Source organism: Sulfitobacter delicatus (assembly GCF_900102535.1).
Lineage (GTDB): Bacteria > Pseudomonadota > Alphaproteobacteria > Rhodobacterales > Rhodobacteraceae > Sulfitobacter > Sulfitobacter delicatus.
Window position 1 is genome coordinate 132,754 of record NZ_FNBP01000003.1, and the last position, 20,263, is coordinate 153,016.

14 protein-coding genes and 4 tRNA genes are annotated in these 20,263 nt (G+C 60.5%); 7 read left to right on the forward strand and 11 right to left on the reverse strand.

Going from position 1 to position 20,263, the window contains the following annotated elements:
* Nucleotides 1-11: 11 nt before the first annotated feature.
* A tRNA-Tyr gene (locus BLS57_RS19850) sits at nt 12-95 on the reverse strand.
* Between the two features lie 112 nt (nt 96-207).
* On the opposite strand from BLS57_RS19850, the gene rlmB reads away from it, so the two are divergent.
* Nucleotides 208-984: a 23S rRNA (guanosine(2251)-2'-O)-methyltransferase RlmB gene (rlmB, locus tag BLS57_RS07040; RefSeq protein ID WP_093740624.1), complete on the forward strand. Its 777-nt coding sequence runs from the start codon at nt 208-210 to the stop codon at nt 982-984.
* A 262-nt stretch (nt 985-1,246) separates the two neighbouring features.
* Here rlmB and BLS57_RS07045 read toward each other — a convergent pair.
* From BLS57_RS07045 to BLS57_RS07070, 6 genes are all read right to left on the reverse strand, one after another.
* Nucleotides 1,247-1,321 (reverse strand) — tRNA-Gly (locus BLS57_RS07045).
* 157 nt (nt 1,322-1,478) lie between these two features.
* Nucleotides 1,479-1,553 (reverse strand) — tRNA-Gly (locus BLS57_RS07050).
* Nucleotides 1,554-1,697: 144 nt separating this feature from the next.
* The gene (locus BLS57_RS07055; protein WP_093740627.1) at nt 1,698-2,087 is read right to left on the reverse strand and encodes an MAPEG family protein; all 390 of its coding nucleotides are present in this window, start codon (nt 2,085-2,087) and stop codon (nt 1,698-1,700) included.
* Between the two features lie 103 nt (nt 2,088-2,190).
* Nucleotides 2,191-3,864 (reverse strand): cytochrome c oxidase subunit I, encoded by a 1,674-nt coding sequence (ctaD, locus tag BLS57_RS07060; protein ID WP_093740629.1) that lies wholly within the window; start codon nt 3,862-3,864, stop codon nt 2,191-2,193.
* Nucleotides 3,865-4,020: 156 nt separating this feature from the next.
* Complete coding sequence (lipB, locus tag BLS57_RS07065; RefSeq protein WP_093740631.1) at nt 4,021-4,719, reverse strand: lipoyl(octanoyl) transferase LipB; 699 nt, start codon at nt 4,717-4,719, stop codon at nt 4,021-4,023.
* Between the two features lie 39 nt (nt 4,720-4,758).
* Entirely contained in the window at nt 4,759-5,454 is a 696-nt protein-coding gene (locus tag BLS57_RS07070; RefSeq protein WP_093740633.1) for a DsbA family oxidoreductase, read from the reverse strand.
* A gap of 233 nt (nt 5,455-5,687) precedes the next feature.
* On the opposite strand from BLS57_RS07070, the gene BLS57_RS07075 reads away from it, so the two are divergent.
* Nucleotides 5,688-7,025 carry a peptidoglycan-binding domain-containing protein gene (locus BLS57_RS07075; protein WP_093740635.1) on the forward strand — a complete coding sequence of 446 codons (1,338 nt, stop codon included), beginning with the start codon at nt 5,688-5,690 and terminating at the stop codon, nt 7,023-7,025.
* 179 nt (nt 7,026-7,204) lie between these two features.
* Nucleotides 7,205-7,290 (forward strand) — tRNA-Leu (locus tag BLS57_RS07080).
* Nucleotides 7,291-8,011: 721 nt separating this feature from the next.
* Here BLS57_RS07080 and BLS57_RS07085 read toward each other — a convergent pair.
* Nucleotides 8,012-8,539 carry a hypothetical protein gene (locus BLS57_RS07085; protein WP_139186616.1) on the reverse strand — a complete coding sequence of 176 codons (528 nt, stop codon included), beginning with the start codon at nt 8,537-8,539 and terminating at the stop codon, nt 8,012-8,014.
* Between the two features lie 768 nt (nt 8,540-9,307).
* Between BLS57_RS07085 and BLS57_RS07090 the strand changes: the two genes are divergently transcribed.
* Nucleotides 9,308-11,044: an autotransporter assembly complex protein TamA gene (locus tag BLS57_RS07090; protein ID WP_244153621.1), complete on the forward strand. Its 1,737-nt coding sequence runs from the start codon at nt 9,308-9,310 to the stop codon at nt 11,042-11,044.
* Nucleotides 11,044-15,204 carry a translocation/assembly module TamB domain-containing protein gene (locus BLS57_RS07095; RefSeq protein ID WP_093740641.1) on the forward strand — a complete coding sequence of 1,387 codons (4,161 nt, stop codon included), beginning with the start codon at nt 11,044-11,046 and terminating at the stop codon, nt 15,202-15,204. The genes BLS57_RS07090 and BLS57_RS07095 overlap by 1 nt, the downstream gene beginning before the upstream one ends.
* Nucleotides 15,205-15,246: 42 nt before the next feature.
* Here BLS57_RS07095 and BLS57_RS07100 read toward each other — a convergent pair whose 3' ends face one another.
* Nucleotides 15,247-15,783, reverse strand: a complete 537-nt coding sequence (locus BLS57_RS07100) for a flavin reductase family protein (protein ID WP_093740643.1) — start codon at nt 15,781-15,783, stop codon at nt 15,247-15,249.
* A 255-nt stretch (nt 15,784-16,038) separates the two neighbouring features.
* Between BLS57_RS07100 and BLS57_RS07105 the strand changes: the two genes are divergently transcribed.
* Nucleotides 16,039-16,542, forward strand: a complete 504-nt coding sequence (locus tag BLS57_RS07105; RefSeq protein WP_093740645.1) for a DUF992 domain-containing protein — start codon at nt 16,039-16,041, stop codon at nt 16,540-16,542.
* 175 nt (nt 16,543-16,717) lie between these two features.
* On the opposite strand, the gene BLS57_RS20025 is transcribed toward BLS57_RS07105, so the two are convergent.
* Together BLS57_RS20025 and acs are read right to left on the reverse strand one after the other, a co-directional pair.
* A complete protein-coding gene (locus tag BLS57_RS20025; protein WP_279626427.1) occupies nt 16,718-16,852 on the reverse strand; it encodes a hypothetical protein in 135 nt (44 codons plus the stop codon).
* A 72-nt stretch (nt 16,853-16,924) separates the two neighbouring features.
* Entirely contained in the window at nt 16,925-18,880 is a 1,956-nt protein-coding gene (gene acs, locus BLS57_RS07110; protein WP_093740647.1) for an acetate--CoA ligase, read from the reverse strand.
* Nucleotides 18,881-19,230: 350 nt separating this feature from the next.
* On the opposite strand from acs, the gene BLS57_RS07115 reads away from it, so the two are divergent.
* Complete coding sequence (locus tag BLS57_RS07115) at nt 19,231-20,247, forward strand: C4-dicarboxylate TRAP transporter substrate-binding protein (RefSeq protein WP_093740649.1); 1,017 nt, start codon at nt 19,231-19,233, stop codon at nt 20,245-20,247.
* Nucleotides 20,248-20,263 lie beyond the last annotated feature (16 nt).

Here is a 20,263-nt window from a genome sequence, read left to right on the forward strand (position 1 = left end):
GGGGGGTAAAGTGGTGGGCGACCCTGGAATCGAACCAGGCGTGCGTCTCCGCGAGGGAGTTACAGTCCCCTGCCACACCTTGCGGCCTGTCGCCCACTTTGCCCTGTGCATTGCACCTGACGTGGGGGCGTGATTACAAGCGACCCAAAGGACCGTCAAGGCGAATTCCCGAGAAATGTCAGGGAAATCGCGCGAAAGGATAAAGAGATGAAAAAACCCAAATGGGTCGTGCAGAAAGAGCAGGACAAGAAGGCCGAAGCGGCGCAGACAGTCTGGCTGTTTGGCCTGCATGCGGTGCGCGATGCGTTGATGAACCCGCGGCGCGAAAAACTGCAGTTGATGGTAACGCCAAACGCGCAAGCCAAGCTGGAAGACGCCATTGCTGAGGCGGGAATCACACCCGAGGTGGTCGACCCGCGCAAGTTCCGCCCGCCGCTTGATCCCAACTCGGTGCACCAAGGAGCTGTGTTGGAAGTGAAGCCGTTGAACTGGGGCAAGCTGGAAGATGTTGCCATCGGCGATGCCGCCCCGCGGGTGCTGTTGCTCGACCGGGTTACGGATCCGCATAACGTGGGCGCGATTCTCCGTTCGGCTGAGGTGCTGGGGGCTTCGGCGGTGATCGGGACGCGGCACCACTCAGCGCCCGAAACCGGCGCACTGGCCAAAACGGCGAGCGGCGCGTTGGAGCGCCAGCCCTATCTGCGGCTGCGCAATCTGTCGGACGCGATACGCGCGCTGCAAGACATGGGCTATCTGGTGCTTGGGCTGGACGGCGAGGCCACACAGACGATTGAAGAGGCCGTTGAGGGCCGCAGGGATCGTCCGGTGGCTCTGGTTCTTGGTGCTGAAGGGCCGGGGCTGCGCGAGAAAACGCGGGAGACCGTGGACGCGCTTGTGCGGATTGATGCAGCAGGGGGCTTTGGCTCGCTGAATGTATCGAATGCGGCAGCGATTGCGCTCTATGCCAGCCGGGTCGGGGGCTGAAGATCGGCAAGAACTGGCTCAAAACCGGGTCAAAGGCGGGGCGTAATGGCTCCGCCCCTTTGAAAACGCGGATCACTCCCTAAATTTAAGAGTGACCGCAGGCCCGGAACGCCTGCTGGCCTACTACTGTCCCTCGTTCCGTACCTCTACGCCTCGTGGTTTTCCATGGGGCGTTTTTTTGTGCGTCGTGCACAGATCCCGAAAACACAAAAGCCGCCCCGGAGGGCGGCTTTGCGTTTCCTACGGGGTGGTAGGATCAACCTGGAGCGGGCGAGGCGATTCGAACGCCCGACCCTAACCTTGGCAAGGTTATGCTCTACCCCTGAGCTACGCCCGCATCCGGTTGGTGAGGCGGGAATACCCATTTGGGTAGGTGGCTGCAAGAGGGAAAATGGGGCCAGCGGGGTAAAGCTGGTGATTTATTTGGCGGCGCAATTTAGGGGGCTGAAAACACAAAGGGCCGCATCCGAAGATGCGACCCTGTGTTGACCAAATGGAGCGGGCGAGGCGATTCGAACGCCCGACCCTAACCTTGGCAAGGTTATGCTCTACCCCTGAGCTACGCCCGCTTACCGTTTGGTGAGGGCGAAATACCTATTGGCGCGGGGGGCTTCAAGAGGGAAATGTCGTTTCTCGCGGAAAAATTTGCGCAGCCGGGGGCGCTGCCCCCGGACCCCCGCGGGTATTTGAAAAAGGATGAAGTAGGGTGGGGGTTAGGTGATTGCGTGAGCCAATAGGCCAAGAGCCGACAGGGCGATCATGGCGAGGGTCAGGAGCATCCCGATCTGGCGTAGGATGATCTTTTGCGGGGTCACGGCAAAGCCTAGCGGGTGCAGAATGCGGCCTGCGATGAGCATCAGGCCAAGTCCGTGCACTGCGAGTGGCGGAGCGCCATTGGCTTCGGTCAGGGCCAACAGGATGAGCGCGATTGGCATATATTCAGCCGCATTGGCTTGGGCGCGCATGCGTTTGAGGAGGGCTTTGTCGCCGGTGTCGCCGAGAGAGATGAGCTTGGCCCGGCGGTAGGCGATCACGTGCCAGCTGAGGCCAAGAAAGACCAGCGCGTTGAGGGCAGCGTAGGTGGCGGTGATGGTCAGCGGCATGGGGTGTCCTTTTGCGCGGGGTGAGCGCTGCGATGTAAACCTGTGTTGCCGCAAAAGAAAAGGCCCCGCGCTGGCGGGGCCTTTTGTGATCTTTCAGCCGATCTTAGTGGCTATGCTGTTTGTCCCAGTCTTCCTGCTTTGGAAGCTGCTCGAACGTGTGCTCGGGCGGCGGGCTGGGTAGGGTCCATTCCAGCGTGTCCGCGAACTCGTTCCAAGGGTTATTGGCCGTGGAGCGGGCGCCGCGGGTCAGCGTGTAGGCCATGATCCCGAAGAAGAACAGGAAGGAGGCGAAGCTCAGGAAAGCACCCCAGCTCGACCACTGGTTCCAGTAGGCAAAAGCCTCTGGGTAGTCGATGTAGCGGCGTGGCATGCCCTGACGGCCCAGGAAGTGCTGTGGGAAGAAGGTCAGGTTTGCACCGATGAACATCATCCAGAAGTGCAGCTTGCCAGCCCATTCGGGGTACATACGGCCAGTCATCTTGGGCAGGTAGAAGTAGATACCTGCGAAGATGGCGAAGACCGCGCCGAGCGACATCACATAGTGGAAGTGCGCCACGACGTAGTAGGTGTCATGATAGGCGCGGTCCACGGCGGCCTGGCTCAGCACGATGCCGGTGACGCCACCGACGGTGAAGAGGAACAGGAAGCCAAAGGCCCAGAGCATTGGTGTTTTGAACTCGATGGAGCCGCCCCACATGGTGGCGATCCACGAGAACACCTTCACACCCGTCGGCACCGCGATGACCATCGTGGCCAGCATGAAGTAGGCCTGCTGGTTCAGGGTCATGCCCACGGTGTACATGTGGTGTGCCCAGACGACAAAGCCCAGAGCGCCAATCGCGATGATCGCCCAGACCATCGGCAGGTAGCCGAAGACCGGTTTGCGCGAGAAGGTCGCGATGACGTGGGAGATGATGCCGAAGCCGGGCAGGATGATGATGTAAACTTCGGGGTGACCAAAGAACCACAGGATGTGCTGATAGAGCACCGGGTCACCGCCACCGGCGGGGTCAAAGAAGGCGAAGCCGAAGTTCCGGTCCATCAGCAGCATGGTGATCGCGCCGGCCAGAACCGGCAGGGACAGAAGGATCAGCCAGCTTGTGACGAAGATCGACCATGCAAAGAGCGGCACCTTGAACAGGGTCATGCCGGGGGCACGCATGTTCAGGAAGGTGGTGATCATGTTGATCGCGCCGAGGATCGAGGAAGCACCCGAGACGTGGACCGCGAAGATCGCGAAGTCCATCGACATGCCTGCTTCGCGCACGGAGAGCGGCGGGTAGAGCACCCAACCCACGCCGGAGCCCAGTTGGCCATTGCCGCCCGGTGTCAGCAGCGAACAGACCGCCAGGGTGGTGCCCGCGACATAGAGCCAGAAGCTGAGGTTGTTCATCCGCGGGAACGCCATATCCGGCGCACCGATTTGCAGCGGCATGAAGTAGTTGCCGAAACCGCCAAACAGAGCGGGAATCACGACAAAGAACATCATCAGGATGCCGTGGCCGGTGATCAGCACGTTCCACAGATGACCGTTGGGCGTACAGGCGGCAGAGCTATCCGCGATGAAACGCGCGCCTTCCATACACATGTATTGAACGCCGGGGTTCATGAGCTCAAGGCGCATGTAAACGGTGAAGGCCACTGAGATAAGCCCAACAAAGGCCGAGACGATCAGGTAAAGGATACCGATGTCTTTGTGGTTGGTGGACATGAACCACCGGGTGAAGAACCCCCGGTCGTCGTGGTGATCTTGGCCGTGAATGGCTGCGTCTGCCATGCGGTGCCTCCTGCAAATGAATTGGTCACAAGGCACCATAAGCGGCGCGCTGCGTCGTCGCGCCCGTTTTAGAGCGCACATCGCTTGGGGGCAATGGGCGCGATGGTCGCAGGTGGGGTATTTTTTGCGCGGCTATTTGTCCCGCTTATCGCGGTATCAACCGGGCAGGGCAGGCTCTTCCGTCGGGCAGGCAGGGCCGGGGGCCTCGTTACCAAAAACGCCGTCAAATGTTGCCTGCAAGGCGAGATCGACATCGTCCATGGTGACCGGCAGGCCCAGATCGACGAGCGAGGTCACCCCGTGGTCGGTGATGCCGCAGGGCACGATGCCGCCAAAATGGCTTAGGTCCGGCTCGACGTTAATGCTGATACCGTGGAAGCTCACCCATTTGCGCAGCCTGATTCCAATCGCTGCGATCTTGTCTTCGGCGGGGCTGCCACCTGCTTGGTTCGGCTTTTCGGGCCGCTGGACCCAGACGCCGACGCGGCCGGGGCGAATCTCTCCGCGCAGGTTGAACTGGTCGAGCGTGGCGATCACCCAGTCTTCGAGTTGGCGCACAAAACAGCGGACGTCGCGGCCCCGGGCGGCGACGTTGAGCATGACATAGGCCACCCGCTGGCCCGGTCCGTGGTAGGTGTACTGTCCACCGCGCCGTGTGGGGTAGACGGGGAAGCGGTCCGGATCGGTCAGGTCGGCAGGCTTGGCCGAGGTGCCTGCAGTGTAGAGCGGGGGATGCTCGACCAGCCAAATGCATTCTTCGGCCTCGCCCGCCGCGATGGCGGCGGCACGCGCTTCCATCCACGCTTCAGCGGCGCGGTAGTCGGTTAACCCGTCCGTGATGATCCATTCAACCATGGGTCAGCCTTAGCAAGCCCTGCGCTGCACCGCCAGCGCTCAGGCCGCCGCTTCGCGCTCTTCCAGCACTTTGCGCAGCAGTTGTGCGTAGTTCTGCGCGCCCTGCGCTCCGGTGATCAGGTATTTCCCTTCAAAGATCATTGATGGCACGCCAGAAATCCCACGCGACGTCCAGATCTGCTGTGCTTCTCGGGTTTGTTCGGCATGGCTGCCACTCGTGAGAACTTCTAGCGCTTCGGCACGGTCTAGTCCCACCGATGTGGCGACATCGGCCAACACGTCTTTATCGCCGACATTCTTACCTTGGGTGAAATGCGCATCGAACAGCGCCATTTTCAGCGGGTGCTGCAGCCCTTTGCCCTGCGCCCAGGTCAATAGCTGATGTGCGAGGAAGGTGTTCTGCATGCGCGTTTCGTCGGAGAAGTTAAAGGTAAAGCCCAACTCGCGGCCCATATCGGTCAGACGCTTGCGGTTCTTGACCGACTGCGCGGGGGTGGAGCCGTATTTCTCCGCCAGATGCTCGGCCATGTTCTGGCCCTCGGCTGGCATTTGCGGGTTCAACTCAAATGGGTGCCAGCGCAGATAGGCGCCCACACCGATTGCACCGAGCGCTTGCTCCAACTGTTTGTAGCCGACGATACACCAAGGGCACATGACATCAGAGACGATGTCGATCTGCACAGTAGGTGCGTCTGTCGGATGGGTTTGAGCGGGGGCGGCGGTGTCTGCAGGCATGTTCTGTTCCTTATGGCTTGGGTTTCAGATGGTCCCGAACGGGCCGCGTTTCAACGGTGAAAATGCGGCGGGGCTCAGGTGAACGGGCATTCAGGCTTTCCCTGTCCTTCAGACAGTTCTCGCGCTCCAGATTGTTTCCATTCCCGACGGTCGTTTTTTCCCTGCAATCGTTTGGCGAAGCTTGTGGTTGTGCTAGGCTGCTCGCGATATTGTGATTCATTTGGAGTAACATCATGTATTTTAAGCATTTGGCCGTGGCTTTGGTGGCCACATCAATGGTCGCGATTCCCGCAGAGCGTGTAGAGGCTGACGCTGGAGACTTTATCGCCGGGGCAATCATCGGTGGGATCGTAGGCGCAAACGCCAAGAAACAACGCGCTACCACCCGTTCAACAAAACGCCGCACGACAACTAAAAAACGCAGCACGCTGCCTTCCACTCAAGAAGGTAAGAATATCCAGTCATCGTTGAACTATTTTGGGTTCGATGCGGGCAGCGTTGACGGCCAGTTGGGTCGCAAGACGCGGGATGCGGTGTCGCAATACCAAGCCTATCTTGGCTATCCCGTGACAGGCAAACTCTCGACATTTGAGCAGAACTTGCTGATTTCCAGCTACAACCGTGCGCAGGCGGGGGGCTATGCGGTGCAGCAGCAAGTCGCGGCCAATCCCGATGGCACGCGCGGTTTACTCAAAGCCTACCGGGCCGAGATGGCTGGGCAGAGCGCGCCCACCACGGCAGGCAATACAACGATTGTCGTGGCCCCTCAGGCCCCCGCAGCTGCAGCGCCCGCGGCGCCTGCGTCCGCATTGGCAGGCGCTTCGACGCTGGCGGCGGCGGTCGCACCTGCCGTACCGGCTTTGCCAAACTTCATGGGTGCGGGCTCGCAAGCCTCGTTGGCCTCGCATTGTAATACAGTGTCGCTCGTGACCAACACCAACGGCGGCTTTGTCACCCTTGCAGGCATGAGCGATCCTGACGTGGCGTTGAACGAACAGTTCTGCCTTGCGCGGACCTACGCTATCGCCAAATCGGAAGAGCTGGTTGGTAAAATCCAAGGGTTCACCCCCGATCAGGTTGCGGCGCAATGCACGGCGTTTGGTCCGGCGATGAAAGATCACGTCGCGGCGCTGTCGCTGAAGCCGCGGGATGCGGTAACTGCGGACGTGGCGGCCTTTATCCCGACCACAGGCATGGCGCCCGCCCAACTCGTCGGTACCGCGCGGATCTGTCTGGGCGTGGGTTACCGGACTGATAACATGGATGTTGCCGTGGGGTCGGCTCTGCTGCTCTATACTTTGGGCGAAGGGGTCTATGGCGAGTTGATGGGCCACCATCTGGCGCAGGGCTTTGGCCCGGCTAAGCGCAACGATCTGGCGCTTGCTTGGTATGAAGCCGGTGTTACTGCCGTTGATTCCGGGGCGGCGGCTGTCTTCGTACCTGGTCAGCCGGAGCGCACGGAACTGATCCGCCAGGCTGCAGCGCGGATGAATGGGGCACCTGTTCCCGCCCAGCCGTTGGTTCAACCCGCTTCGGGCAATGCCCTGCCCACGTTCTCCATCAGCGAGTAACAGGTCAAAACAGAAACGCGCAGGGCCGGGGGTATCCTCCGGCCCTGTTTGGTTTTCGCCCGCTGAAAGCTCGAAAAGGGACCCGCAAAACCGCTTTCGCAAAAGAGTGAAAATATCTGCCGATTGCCTCTTCACAATCTGCAGACCTTTGGCTAAACCCCACGCACCAACCATGGCGTGCGGTCGTGGCGGAATGGTAGACGCGCAGCGTTGAGGTCGCTGTGGGGTAACACCCGTGAGAGTTCGAGTCTCTCCGACCGCACCACTTTATCACCTTTTATTGTTGACCTTCGATTAGAATTGGCACTTTTGGCTTGTTTTGTCCCAATATTTGTCCCCACTGCAACTTGGGACAAATGGTCATGACAAAGGTAGCTGGGAAAGCAGATTGATACATTGCGTTTTGCGGAAGGCACTGCCAATACCTCAGGCATCCCTGCCAATTTACACCCGTATGAAGCCGTTATCCCTCTCTCACGCGGGCAAAAGGTGCCTGTAGAGATGTGCGGAGCAACAGGAGGCGCTCTTACCTTCAATCTCGACAACCATGAACTGTCGAAGGAGGAAGCAACTGAGAGGAGGGCGCCACTAAGATCGCGGTCGCCATTCACACGCAGATGGAGCCCTGATCGGAGAGAAGTTGGTCGATCACATGTAGTACGGCGGGTATCTCAATCAGCGCGGTACATTCTGAGAAGGCGGGGCGCTAGCCGCCCTAATACCTACTTTTCTTTGCTTCAATATAAGGCGGTGCGGTGGGCGTCGTGGGATCGTTGCAGCTAGAGACGCTGCCAATTACCGCAGCAAGTCCGAATAGGGTTTTCCATGATAGGGCACTTCGTGCGGTGAGGATCAGTGCAAGGGCGACCGTTCCGAAGGCATCCCCGGCTTCTCCTGCATCCCCGGCGATCCTCATTTGGAACTTTCTCGGGGCAGCTTTAGCGAAATACGCCTTACGCCGGCGCGCCGGACCCTGTTCGGAAGTGTTATGATCTGTCACGTTCGTCTTCCTCTTCCGGCGTATGAGCAATGACTTCCAGTTCGGTGGCCCTCCAGCGTCGTGTTTCTTCATTGAAGAAAATCCGACCTTCGTCACGATAACGGGCGAGGTAGCTTCGGAAGGTGTTGTAGTTCAGTGTGTCTTCATTTGCCTCAAGAGGAGTCAGAACTTTTCGCTCCTCTTCGCGCTCAAGGCGTTGTGGGTGGGAATTGAAGGCAATGGTGGCGTTTCGATCTCTGCGGATGCCGTCCAGGACCGCCCTGTAGATCTCCTTCGTACTGGCCCCGCCATATATGAAGGTATCAGGTAGGTTTAGGTAATCGAGAACCCGCGCGAGTAATTCGAACTTCGTTGCCGTGCGGGGGGTGAACCGATCGTCATCACGCAAGGCCTGAGGGAATTCGCCTAACAAACGCTGGAACTTATAGAGCATCGCCCGTTCTTGTCGAAGGCGATCAATCTCGCGTTCGAGCTTGCCTATGCGATCCGTGAATAAGGTTGTTGCGTTTTTCATACCCGCAACAAGGAGGCATAAAAGGCCCTGCAGTCAAGCACCTGAGCGGAGAGCTAAGCCGGTATCACCAGAAAATATAAATATAAATCAACTAGTTAGCGTTTTGGTAATTAAGTGATTACCCTGTATCGTTATAACGATACAGGGTAAAACGGGTTATGGCAAATTATTTCTGAACAACTGAAATACTGCCTCGATGTCATGTTAAAAAGCAATTCTGCATCGCTCGAACGGATCGCCGGGACGAAATGTACGAATCACCGCCAGCCTTCCGCCCGTCCTTTGTAACAGGCTGATGCGGAGCTGGTAAAACGCAACAGCAGGACGTTGGGGGGGTGGGTGTCCCAATTATATTCCTGATTTCAGTTGGGAAATAAATGGATTTATCAATTCAAATCAGTGCATTGCCTAATGTTTGGCAGAAAACGAGGAGAGTTCGAGTCTCTCCGAGCGCACCAAGGTTGTTCCTGCAAAGCAGAGCAACCCCGGTAGATCCCTTCTTATATGCTCAATGCGATGCGCAAGAATTTGCCGATTCGCGTTGCGCTGCTACATGCCCAGCATCGTTCTGCAGTTCACATCTGATCTTCTGACCCTCAGAGTGTTTGCAGCTCAGGCGGCGATGCCGTTTAACGGAAGAAATATCGCGCGGGCCGCATTTGCGGGGAGCGGTAGCGAACAGGAGGGCAGCGGGTGACGCGAGCAGGCAATCATGGAACAGCGATAACTCTTGCGATTGGGCTGTTGTTTGGCGGGGCCGGGGCGACCTTGGCTGCTGAGCTCACGCTCACCGGCGTCTCTGAGGATTCTGAGCTCTATGATACGCTGTTGGGCGGGTCGCTGCTGGCAGAGCAGACCGACGAAGATGCGGAGCCCGCCACCCCGCAAGAGATCGTGGCGGCGGCGCAGGCAGACTATGCACGGCTGCTCGCCGTGCTCTATGACAATGGCTATTTTGGCCCGACGCTGAAAATCACACTCGACGGTGTCGACGCTGCGGCGATCCCGCCCGTGCGCCCGCCGCGCCGCGTGGACCGCGCGGTCATCTCCGTTGATCCGGGCCCAAAGTTTAAATTCGGGACTGCCCGTATCGCCCCCTTGACCCCGGAAACTGAACTGCCCGAGGGTTTTGCGACCGGTGCGACAGCGAGCCTCGGCGTGCTTAAAGAAACCGTCTCCAGCGGCATCTCGGGCTGGCGCGCCGTTGGCCATGCAAAGGCGGAACTGGCGGAGCAGGAATTGACCGCCCGTCACCAAGAACGCCAGATCAACGCCGACCTGCGGCTCGCGCCAGGACCGCGCCTGCGTTTTGGCGCGCTGGCGATCACCGGCAACGAAGATGTGCGCACCGAGCGGGTTCGTGAGATCGCAGGCCTGCCGGTGGGGGAGGTCTTTGATCCTGAAGAGGTCGAACTTGCCACAGAACGTCTGCGCCGCACCGGTGCCTTTGACGCAGTGGCATTGACCGAAGCCGACAACATCGGACCGAATGCCACGCTGCCGATCACCGCGCGGGTGGTCGAAGCGCCCAAGCGACGCTTCGGCTTCGGGGCGGAGCTATCCTCGCTCGAAGGGCTAACGCTGAGCACCTTTTGGCTGCACCGCAATTTGCTGGGCGGGGCTGAACGCCTGCGCCTGTCGGCTGAGGTCGAGGGGATTGGCGGCAATTCCGGCGGCGAGGACTACAAACTCGCGGCGCGGTTCGAACGGCCTGCGACCTTCAATCCAGACACGGATTACTACGCGCTGGCCGAGTTGGAGCAGCTTGACGAGGTCAATTACTTCTCCCGCCAGCTTGATCTGGAAACCGGGATCGAGCGGATTGCCAACCAGCAGCGCCGCTATACCGCCGGTGTCGGCCTGCGCACCGCGGAGACACGCGATGCCTTTGGCACCAACCGTTACACGCTCTTGACCCTGCCGCTGAGCGCTGAATTCGACTACCGCGACAAAGATCTCGACGCGAAAGACGGCTATTACGCCAAGGCAAGCATCACGCCATTCGCGGCGATTTCCGGCTCTGACAACGGGCTGCGCACCTATCTCGACGCGCGCTTCTACCGCACATTCGGCACCGAACGGCCCGTCACCTTGGCCTTTCGCGGTCAGTTAGGGTCGCTGAGTGGTCCGGAACTCTCCGAGGCCCCTGCGGATTACCTGTTCTATTCCGGCGGTGGCGGGACCGTGCGCGGGCAGCCTTACCAATCGCTCGGTGTTGAGCTTCCCAGTGGCGATACCGTGGGCGGGCGCAGCTTTCTCGGGGTCTCGGCAGAGGCCCGTGTGACGGTGACCGAGAAGATCGGCGTCGTCGGGTTTGCTGATGCAGGCTATATCGGTGCAGAAGAATTCTACGACGGGTCAGGCACTTGGCACTCAGGCGCGGGGCTGGGGCTGCGCTATGCCACGGGCATCGGGCCGATCCGCGTCGATGTGGCCGTGCCGACCTCGGGGCCAGAGGTCGATGATGATTTCCAAGTCTATATCGGGATCGGACAGTCTTTTTAATGCGACAGCTTCTTCAGTTCCTCACCTTCGCTTTTGTCTGGCTTGCGAGTCTCGCCCCCGCCTATGCTCAAGATGACGACAAAGGGTTTCTGACCCGTACCCTGCAAGACGCGCTGAGCGGCGCGGGGCGGGCGGTGAGCATTGACGGTTTCTCCGGCGCGCTCAGTTCAGCGGCGTCCTTCGACAGCATGACCATCGCGGATGACGATGGCATCTGGCTGACGTTGGAAGATGTTGTGCTGAACTGGAACCGCTCCGCTCTGCTGCGGGGGCGGTTAGAAGTGGAGCAACTCACCGCGGGCCGTTTGAACCTTGACCGGCTGCCAGTGAGCGAAGAGGACGCGCTGCCGGACGCCGAGGCCAAACCGTTTGCGCTGCCTGACCTTCCGGTATCCATTGAAATTGCAGAGTTTTCCGTGGCCGAAATCAATCTCGGCAAACCGATTTTGGGCGAAGCGGCGCAACTGTCGGTGGAGGCGAATGCGCGGTTGACCGACACAGTAGGCATCGTCGATTTTCAGGCCCGCCGCACCGATGGCAAAAAGGGTGTCTTTGACATTCAGGCGGATTTTGACCGCACGGAGGCCGTGCTCGACCTGCTGCTGAAGCTGGAAGAGGATCCTGAGGGCATCGCCTCGAAGCTGCTGAACCTGCCGGGGCAGCCTTCGGTCGAAATGACCGTCGCGGGCAATGGCCCTCTGGATGACTTTGCGACCGATGTGACCATTGCAACGGACGGACAAGAGCGTCTGGCCGGGCAGGTGACGCTGGGCAGCGAAACACCGCAGCGCGCTAATGGAACACCGGACCGCCGCATTCAGGCCGACATCGGCGGTGATATCACAGCGCTCTTGGCCCCACGCTATCGCGACTTTTTTGGCGAGGACGTCCGGCTGGCGCTCGACGCGCTGTTGGAAAGCAACGGGGCTGTCGATGTCAGCAGCTTTACGATCTCCGCCAATGCAGTTGATCTGCAAGGCAAGGTCCGTCTCAATCAGGAAAAATGGCCAAGTCTGATCGACATTGAGGGGCGCATTGCGAACCCCGATGGCACCTCGATCCTACTGCCCGTATCGGGCGAGGGCACGCGGGTCGACGGGGTCACGCTGCGGGTGGACTATGACGCCGCAGATGGCGACCGGTTTGATGGCGATTTTGACATCACCGGACTGGACACCGGCGCCTTGCAGATTGCGCAGACCACGCTGGCGCTGGACGGCATTCTAGAGGGCAACCTCGGCAGTCTCGGACAGTTTCTGGGCGATGTGACCTTTGCCGCCGAAGGGCTGAAGCTGACCGACCCGGCCAGCGCCGCGGCCATTGGCGACAAGATCACCGGCAACGCCGAAGTGCGCTTTGTCGAGGGCGAACCGGTTGAGATCAACGGATTGACGCTCACCGGCGCTGACTATGGTTTGGAAGGTCAGGCCGCGATCGACGGTGTCGACACCGGGCTGCTGACGAACCTGAAGGTGACGTTGGAAGCTGATGATATCAGTCGCTTTTCCGCGCTCGCAGGCCGCGATCTTGCGGGGAGTACGGCTGTGGCGCTGAACGGGACGGTGACCCCGCTTGGGGGCATGTTCGATCTAGCGCTAGCGGGGATCACCGATGACCTCAAGATCGGCGTCGAACAGGCGGATGCCTTGCTGGCCGGACGAACCAATCTGAGCATGATCGCCCTGCGCAATGAGAACGGGACCTTCCTGCGCCAACTTGACCTGAAGAACGACGCGCTTAATCTGACCGGCAACGCAGAGCTGCGCAGCGAGGACAGCCGGGCGGAATTGGATTTCACGCTGGCAGACGTCTCGCTGGTGCTGCCGCAATATGAGGGGCCGATTGCGGTTAAGGCGACAGCAGAGCAGGACAGCCGCGGCTGGACGGTCGATGCGGTGACCGATGGGCCCTATGATGCCGCGCTGACCGCGTCGGGCCTCGTCACTGGTCCGGACGCGCGGATCGACTTTACTGCCGACATCCCGCGGATCGAAGATTTCGTTCCCGAGGCGGACATCACCGGCCCCGTCACGGCAAAAGGCGAGTTGCGCCAGACCCCGCAGGGCTGGCAGATCGACACCGAAGCCGGCGGTCCTTTCGACGCGCAGGCGTCCGTAAAGGGCTTGGTCTCACCGCGCGTCGATGTGTCCTTCGATCTGTCCCTGCCAGACATTCAACCTCTGGTGCCGCAGGTCAGCGGCGCGGTCGAGGCGAGCGGGACGTTGGAGCAGACCGAGCAGGGCTTCGTCGTCGATACCATCGCCAGCGGCCCCTATGGCAGTCGCATCTCGGTCGAAGGGCTAGCCACCGGGCCTGACATGGCGCTGAGCTTCGACCTCTCGCTGCCAGACGTCAGCCCTTTGGCGCCGGGAGTGAACGGACCGCTGAATGCCACGGGCAACGTCCGCCAAACCCCGGACGGCATTGCCTTGGATGTGAATGCCAATGGCCCTTACGGCAGCCGCGCGATGGCCGAAGGGTTGGTGACTGGCGAGGTGTCACTGCGCTTTGACGTTGCAGTGCCCAATGTGAACCCGCTGGTGCCCGGCGTGTCGGGACGTTTTGCAGCGAACGGCGTGTTGCAACAGACCGAGGCCGGTGTGGTCATCGACACCAGCGCCAGCGGCCCTTACGGTGCACAGGCCACCATCGAAGGTTTGGTAACCGGCCCCAATGCCGCAGTGGACTTTCAGCTGAACATGCCCGACATCGGCGCGCTGGTAGATCAGGTGAACGGTCCCCTCAGCGTTGCAGGCTCCGCCCGGCGTGAAGGCGAGGCATGGCGGATCGATACGCAGGCGAACGGCCCCGCAGGCACCAATGCAAGCATCGCCGGTCTGGTTAATCCGGACGGCACGTTGAACCTCGATATCTCGGGCAACGCCCCTCTGGGGCTGAGCCGCCCCTTCCTCGCCCCGCGCGATCTGCAGGGACGTGCGGAATTTGACCTTACGATCAACGGCCCTCCGGCACTGACTTCGGTGAGCGGACGCATCTCGACCAGCGGTGCCACCTTTACCGCGCCGAACCTGCGTGTGGCGCTGCGCGGTATTGATGCGGATCTCCAACTTGGCAACAACCGCGCCCAAGTGAACGTCAGCGCACAGGCTGTAGACGGCGGGCAGTTGCAAGTCGCGGGGGCGGTGACACTGACCCCCGCCTTGCCTGCGGATCTGAATGTCACCGTGCGTGGCCTCGTTTTTGCGGACCCGAGCCTCTATACGACGACGCTGAACGGCGATCTGCGCGTGGCAGGCCCCTTGTCAGGGGGGGCGCAGATCAGCGGGCGTATTGATGTCGGGGAAACCAATGTGCAGGTGCCCTCAACGGGTCTGACATCCATTGGCGACATCCCCCCGATCACCCATGTGAACGCGCCAGCCGACGTCATCACTACCCGGCGCAAAGCGGGACTGGAAGGTGCTGAGGCCGGAAGCGATCCGACCGATAGCGCCTCGGGTCCGGGCTTTGGGCTCGACATTCAGATCAACGCGCCAAATCGTATCTTTGTGCGGGGTCGGGGGCTGGATGCCGAACTCGGCGGCAACCTGCGTCTGACCGGAACCACCAATCAGATCCTCTCTGTCGGGCGGTTTGAGTTGATCCGCGGTCGGCTCGATATTTTGGGCAAACGCTTCCTGCTCGACGAAGGCTCGGTGCAGTTTCAGGGCGAGTTGATCCCCTATATCCGCTTTGTCACCTCGACAGATACCAATGCCGGCGAGGTGCGGGTGATTGTCAGCGGTCCGGCGAACGAGCCGGAGGTAACCTTTGAGTCGACCCCAGCCGCGCCGCAGGACGAGGTGCTGTCGCAACTGCTCTTTGGCCGGAACATCTCGGAAATCTCGGCCTTTCAGGCGTTGCAACTGGCCAGTGCGGTGGCAACGCTCGCCGGGCGCGGTGGCGATGGGATCATCGGCAATCTGCGCGAAGGCTTCGGGCTGGATGATCTGGACGTGACCACGACGGACGACGGTGCGACCGCGCTGCGTTTGGGGAAATACCTCACGGACAACATCTATACTGACGTGACAGCGGCATCGGATGGCACTGGGGAAGTCTCATTAAACCTCGACATCACCGAGAGCCTGAAAGCCAAAGGCACCCTCGGATCAGATGGCGAGAGCAGCATCGGTATCTTTTTCGAGAAAGACTACTAAGCGTGCTAAGGGCGCCGCGACGGTGCCCTTGGACGCAACGGCTCAGTCTTGATCGCGCGGGGTGAATTGCCCGTAGCGGCCTTGGTCGAACATCAGCCCCGACGCGCCGTCTTCGCGCAGGGCGATGTGTCGTACATGGCCTAGAATCAGCGAATGGTCCCCAGCCGGGTGCACTGCGTAGGTGTCACAATGGAACTGGGCGAGCGATCCCGGAAAGCTCGGCGCGCCGCCGGGGCCCTTGGTCCAATCGAAACCTGTAAAGTCATGGCCCTGCGTCGCGAAATGCTGGGCCAGCGCCTCTTGGTCTGCGCCCAATACATGGATGCAGAAAGAGGATGCGGCGGTGAAACTGTCATGTCGCTTGGACGAAATCGCAGGGGACCAGAGCACCAGCGGCGGGTCCAGTGACACGGAGGCAAATGAATTGGCCGTCATCCCCAGCGGCCCTTGAGCGCTTTGCGTGGTGACCACGGTAACACCGGTGCCAAAACGCCCGAAGGCGCGGCGCAGCGCCGTGGTGTCGCCGCCGTCGGCGGAAAAGGGGATCAGGTCATCGCTCATGACGACAAGCGGTGCCATGTGACCGCTGATTTGTCCAGCGGTGGCGGGCGATTGTGGGGCACTTCTGCGTCAGCAGATGCTGATCTCTCGGCCAGCGGGAACCCCCGCCCATGTAGCGGGTTGTCCCCGCGATGAGAGGCAACATTGGCCCCCGCGCGGGGGCGGATGCTGGCTGTCGCGGGGCGGGGCGCATAGCGCGTTCCGCTCAATAAGGCACCCGAATGCCGTTCACTGAGAAAAGGCGCGCAACGTCGCGCCGGAAAGAGACAGATCATGATGAATGCACGTAAATTCACCCTCGCAACCGCACTTCTGACCGCTGGTTTTGGCAGCGCCGCGCTGGCCGATGACAATGAGACCGTCGACCACGCCGAGGTCGGCTCCCTGTCCTGTGATGTGGGCGATGGCACCGGTTTTGTCTTCGGCTCCACCCGCGAGTTGACTTGCACATTTAACCCCGTCGAAGAGGGTCTGGCCGACGAGACCTATGTCGGTGAGATCAACCGCTGGGGTGTCGACATCGGCAAGACCCAGAACGGTCAGATGTCTTGGCTGGTATTGGCTCCGACCGAGCAGGAATATTACGAAGGTGGCCTGAACGGCAGTTACAAAGGCGTCTCCGCTGAGGCGACCGTGGGCGTGGGCGCAGGGGCGAACCTGATGACGGGCGGCTCCGAAAACACGCTGATGCTGCAGCCGCTGAGCGTCAACTCCCAGACCGGCGTGAACTTTGCCGTAGGTGTGGGCGAAATCAACCTGCAGCGCGTAGAAGGTTAATTCTGCTGCAATTTGAGAATTGGGTGGCCGTTCCTTTCGGGAGCGGCCATTTTCTTATGGGTTTCTAAGGTCAGTCAGCGACTACATCCGCCAGCCAATGTACCTTTCCTCGCGCGCCCGTATAGGCCTCTTCAAAGGTGTGAAATACTGCCGCGCCGTGATGGCCAATGCTATACTACCCGCGGCCATCCTCCGGGTCTCTGCGAAACTCGTCGAACCCATAGGCGCCGTCAGGCCGCTGGAAAATGTCGACGCAAATGGTCTCCCCATCAAGATTGACCGAGCGGATCACTTTGTTCTCATGCGCCATGGGCTGCTTTCAGGCGGTTAGGTGCAACCGGCGACGGGAAACCCCACCGCCGGTCTAATTTCGTCCGCCGCCTTAGCGGTTCATCCTGTTGTCGATCAGATCATCCACCACCGAAGGATCGGCCAGTGTCGAGGTGTCGCCCAAAGCGCCGTAGTCATTCTCAGCGATCTTACGCAAGATACGCCGCATGATCTTGCCGGAGCGGGTCTTGGGCAGACCGGGCGCCCATTGGATCAGGTCGGGGGAAGCAATCGGGCCGATTTCCTGCCGGACCCAGTTCCGCAACTCGGTGCGCAGCTCTTCGGACGGTTCCTCGCCGCTCATCAGGGTGACATAGCAATAGATACCTTGGCCCTTGACCTCATGCGGGTATCCGACAACGGCAGCTTCGGCGACCTTATGATGCGCAACCAGCGCGCTTTCCACTTCTGCCGTGCCCATGCGGTGGCCCGAGACGTTGATAACGTCATCTACGCGGCCAGTGATCCAATAGTCGCCGTCCGCGTCGCGTTTGCAGCCGTCGCCTGTGAAGTAATAGCCCGGGTAATCCGCGAAATAGGTTTTCTCGAAGCGCTCATGGTCGCCCCAGATGGTGCGCATCTGGCCGGGCCAACTGTCGGCGATGCAGAGCACGCCTTCGGCGGGGTTGCCGTCGATTTCCTGTCCGGAGGTCGGGTCCAGCACGACGGGTTTGATGCCGAAGAAGGGTTTCATCGCAGCACCTGGTTTCATGTCATGGGCGCCGGGCAGGGGGGTCATCAGGTGGCCGCCGGTTTCGGTCTGCCACCATGTGTCGACGATGGGGCAGCGGCTGTGGCCGACGACCTCGTGATACCATGTCCAGGCTTCGGGGTTGATCGGCTCGCCCACGGTGCCGAGGATGCGCAGCGACGACAGGTCGCTCTTGGTGACGAAGTCCTTGCCTTGCCCCATGAGCGCGCGGATGGCGGTCGGGGCAGTGTAGAACTGTGTCACCTTGTGCTTCTCGCAGACCTGCCAAAAGCGGCTCGCGTCGGGGTAGGTCGGCACGCCTTCGAACATCAGCGTGGTAGCGCCATTGGCCAGTGGGCCATAGACGATATAGCTGTGGCCGGTGACCCAGCCCACGTCCGCGGTGCACCAGTAGATGTCGCCATCGTGGTAATCAAACGTCACCTCATGGGTCAGGGCCGCATAGGTGATATAGCCGCCGGTGGTGTGGACCACGCCCTTGGGCTGGCCGGTGGAGCCGGAGGTGTAGAGGATGAACAGCGGGTCTTCGGCGCCCATGGCGACGGGCTCGCAGGTCTCGGAGGCTTCTTTCGCCAGCGCGTTGTAGTCGCGGTCGCGGGCGTCGTCCCATGCCACATCGCCGCCGGTGCGGCGCACGACGAGGCATTGCACGGAGGCATCGCATTGCGCCAGCGCCTTGTCGGCATTGGCCTTAAGCGGGGTCGCCTTGCCGCCGCGCGGGGCTTCGTCGGCGGTGATGACCACCTTGGCCTCGGAGCCGTTGACGCGGGCGGCCAGCGCATCGGGCGAGAATCCGGCAAAAACGATGGAATGGATCGCGCCGATCCTTGCGCAGGCCAGCATGGCATAGGCGGCTTCGGGGATCATTGGCATGTAGATGATGACGCGGTCGCCCTTGTCGACGCCAAGATCGCGCAGAACATTGGCCATGCGACAGGTATTGGCGTGCAAGTCGCGGTAGCTGATGTGCAAAGCGTCGTCCTTGGGGTCGTCCGGCTCCCAAATGATCGCGGTCTGGTCGCCGCGGGTTTCTAAGTGGCGGTCGATGCAATTGGCGCTGACGTTCAGCTCGCCATCGGCAAACCAGTTGATCTTGACCGCGCCGAGGTCGAAATTCACGTCGCGCACTTGGGTAAAGGGTTTGATCCAGTCGATCCGCTGCGCCTGTTCGCGCCAGAAACCGTCAGTATCGGTGACCGAGGCGTCATACATCGCCGCATAGCGTTCGGCATTCACATGGGCGCGGGCGACCATGTCGGCAGATGGCGGATAGGTCTTGTCGGTGGCGTCGGACATGGTGGTTCCTCCCTGAATGTGCGCGTCATGCCACGGTGTGCAGGCCAGGCCTGCCTCCCCCTGGCGTCCTCCTCGGCGGGATCATAACGGTCCGTGAAAAGAAGTGAATAAGCAACTGGAATACAAGGGCTTGTCTGTAAAGGTTTTTCCGGATTGTCACAGTTATTGTAAATTTTGAGATCGTGGCGGCAGATTCAGGCGTCTTTTCAATCCGTTGACGGTCAAACCTTGGCAATACGGCTTGCGGGCGGGAAATTTGCGCGGCATCACAGGGTTGGCAGGTCGCGCAGCCCGCGCTAGCCTGTCTGCCAATCCGCCCGACAAGGGGCGGCAAAAATGGGAGAGAGATCATGAACAAATTGCTGAGCGGCGCTGCCGCCTGTGCCCTGAGTGTCGCCTTTGTAGGCGAAGCTGCGGCGACCGACTGGAACGCCTCTGTCTGGGGCAAACGCCGCGCCTTTACCGAGCATGTTGAGAAGATTGCTGAACTGGTCAGCGAGAAGACCGACGGCGAATTCACCATCAACGTCAGCTACGGCGGTCTGTCCAAGAACCGTGAGAACCTTGACGGTATCTCCATCGGCGCATTTGAAATGGCCCAGTTTTGCGCGGGCTACCACCCTGACAAGAACCGCGCGATCACCGTGCTGGAACTGCCTTTCCTCGGCGTAAGCAACCTCGAAGAAGAAGTTGCGGTGTCCAAAGCTGTCTATGACCACCCCGCCGTGGCCGAAGAGATGGCGCAGTGGAACGCCAAGATGCTGATGACCTCGCCCATGCCGCAGTACAACCTTGTGGGCACCGGCGATCCGCGGACCACGCTGGAAGATTTCGACGGCATGCGGGTGCGTGCGACCGGCGGTTTGGGCAAAGCGTTTGAAGCCGTGGGCGCTGTGCCTACCTCGGTGACGTCCTCCGAAGCTTATAACGCGATGGAATCGGGTGTCGTCGACACCGTGGCCTTCGCCCAGCACGCGCATCTGTCCTTTGGCACGATCAACAAGGCCGATTGGTGGACCGCGAACCTCAACCCCGGCACTGTGAACTGCCCGGTTGTCGTCAACATCGACGCCTATGATGCGCTGAGCGACGAAGAGCGCGAAGCGCTCGACAGCTCAGTCGACGAGGCGCTGGATCACTATCTGGCCAACTACGGCGAGCTGCTCAAGAAATGGGATTCCATCCTTGAGGAAAAGGGCGTCGAGAAGGTTGAATTCAGCGACGACGTGATCGCCGAGTTCAAGGAAAAAGCCGCTGATCCGGCGCGTGAAGCTTGGATCAAAGAGATGGAAGCCCAAGGCATCCCGGGTCAGGAGCTCTATGACCTCGTGATGGAAACCCTTGAAAAAGAACGCGCTTCCAACTAAGCGGCGCGTGCTCTTT

What these genes read in the sequence shown, in the direction of transcription:
- rlmB (WP_093740624.1), top strand. Translation starts at nt 208, where the DNA reads ATGAAAAAACCCAAATGGGTCGTGCAGAAAGAGCAGGACAAGAAGGCC.
- BLS57_RS07055 (WP_093740627.1), bottom strand. Translation starts at nt 2,087, where the DNA reads ATGCCGCTGACCATCACCGCCACCTACGCTGCCCTCAACGCGCTGGTC.
- ctaD (WP_093740629.1), bottom strand. Translation starts at nt 3,864, where the DNA reads ATGGCAGACGCAGCCATTCACGGCCAAGATCACCACGACGACCGGGGG.
- lipB (WP_093740631.1), bottom strand. Translation starts at nt 4,719, where the DNA reads ATGGTTGAATGGATCATCACGGACGGGTTAACCGACTACCGCGCCGCT.
- BLS57_RS07070 (WP_093740633.1), bottom strand. Translation starts at nt 5,454, where the DNA reads ATGCCTGCAGACACCGCCGCCCCCGCTCAAACCCATCCGACAGACGCA.
- BLS57_RS07075 (WP_093740635.1), top strand. Translation starts at nt 5,688, where the DNA reads ATGTATTTTAAGCATTTGGCCGTGGCTTTGGTGGCCACATCAATGGTC.
- BLS57_RS07085 (WP_139186616.1), bottom strand. Translation starts at nt 8,539, where the DNA reads ATGAAAAACGCAACAACCTTATTCACGGATCGCATAGGCAAGCTCGAA.
- BLS57_RS07095 (WP_093740641.1), top strand. Translation starts at nt 11,044, where the DNA reads ATGCGACAGCTTCTTCAGTTCCTCACCTTCGCTTTTGTCTGGCTTGCG.
- BLS57_RS07100 (WP_093740643.1), bottom strand. Translation starts at nt 15,783, where the DNA reads ATGGCACCGCTTGTCGTCATGAGCGATGACCTGATCCCCTTTTCCGCC.
- BLS57_RS07105 (WP_093740645.1), top strand. Translation starts at nt 16,039, where the DNA reads ATGATGAATGCACGTAAATTCACCCTCGCAACCGCACTTCTGACCGCT.
- BLS57_RS20025 (WP_279626427.1), bottom strand. Translation starts at nt 16,852, where the DNA reads ATGGCGCATGAGAACAAAGTGATCCGCTCGGTCAATCTTGATGGGGAG.
- acs (WP_093740647.1), bottom strand. Translation starts at nt 18,880, where the DNA reads ATGTCCGACGCCACCGACAAGACCTATCCGCCATCTGCCGACATGGTC.
- BLS57_RS07115 (WP_093740649.1), top strand. Translation starts at nt 19,231, where the DNA reads ATGAACAAATTGCTGAGCGGCGCTGCCGCCTGTGCCCTGAGTGTCGCC.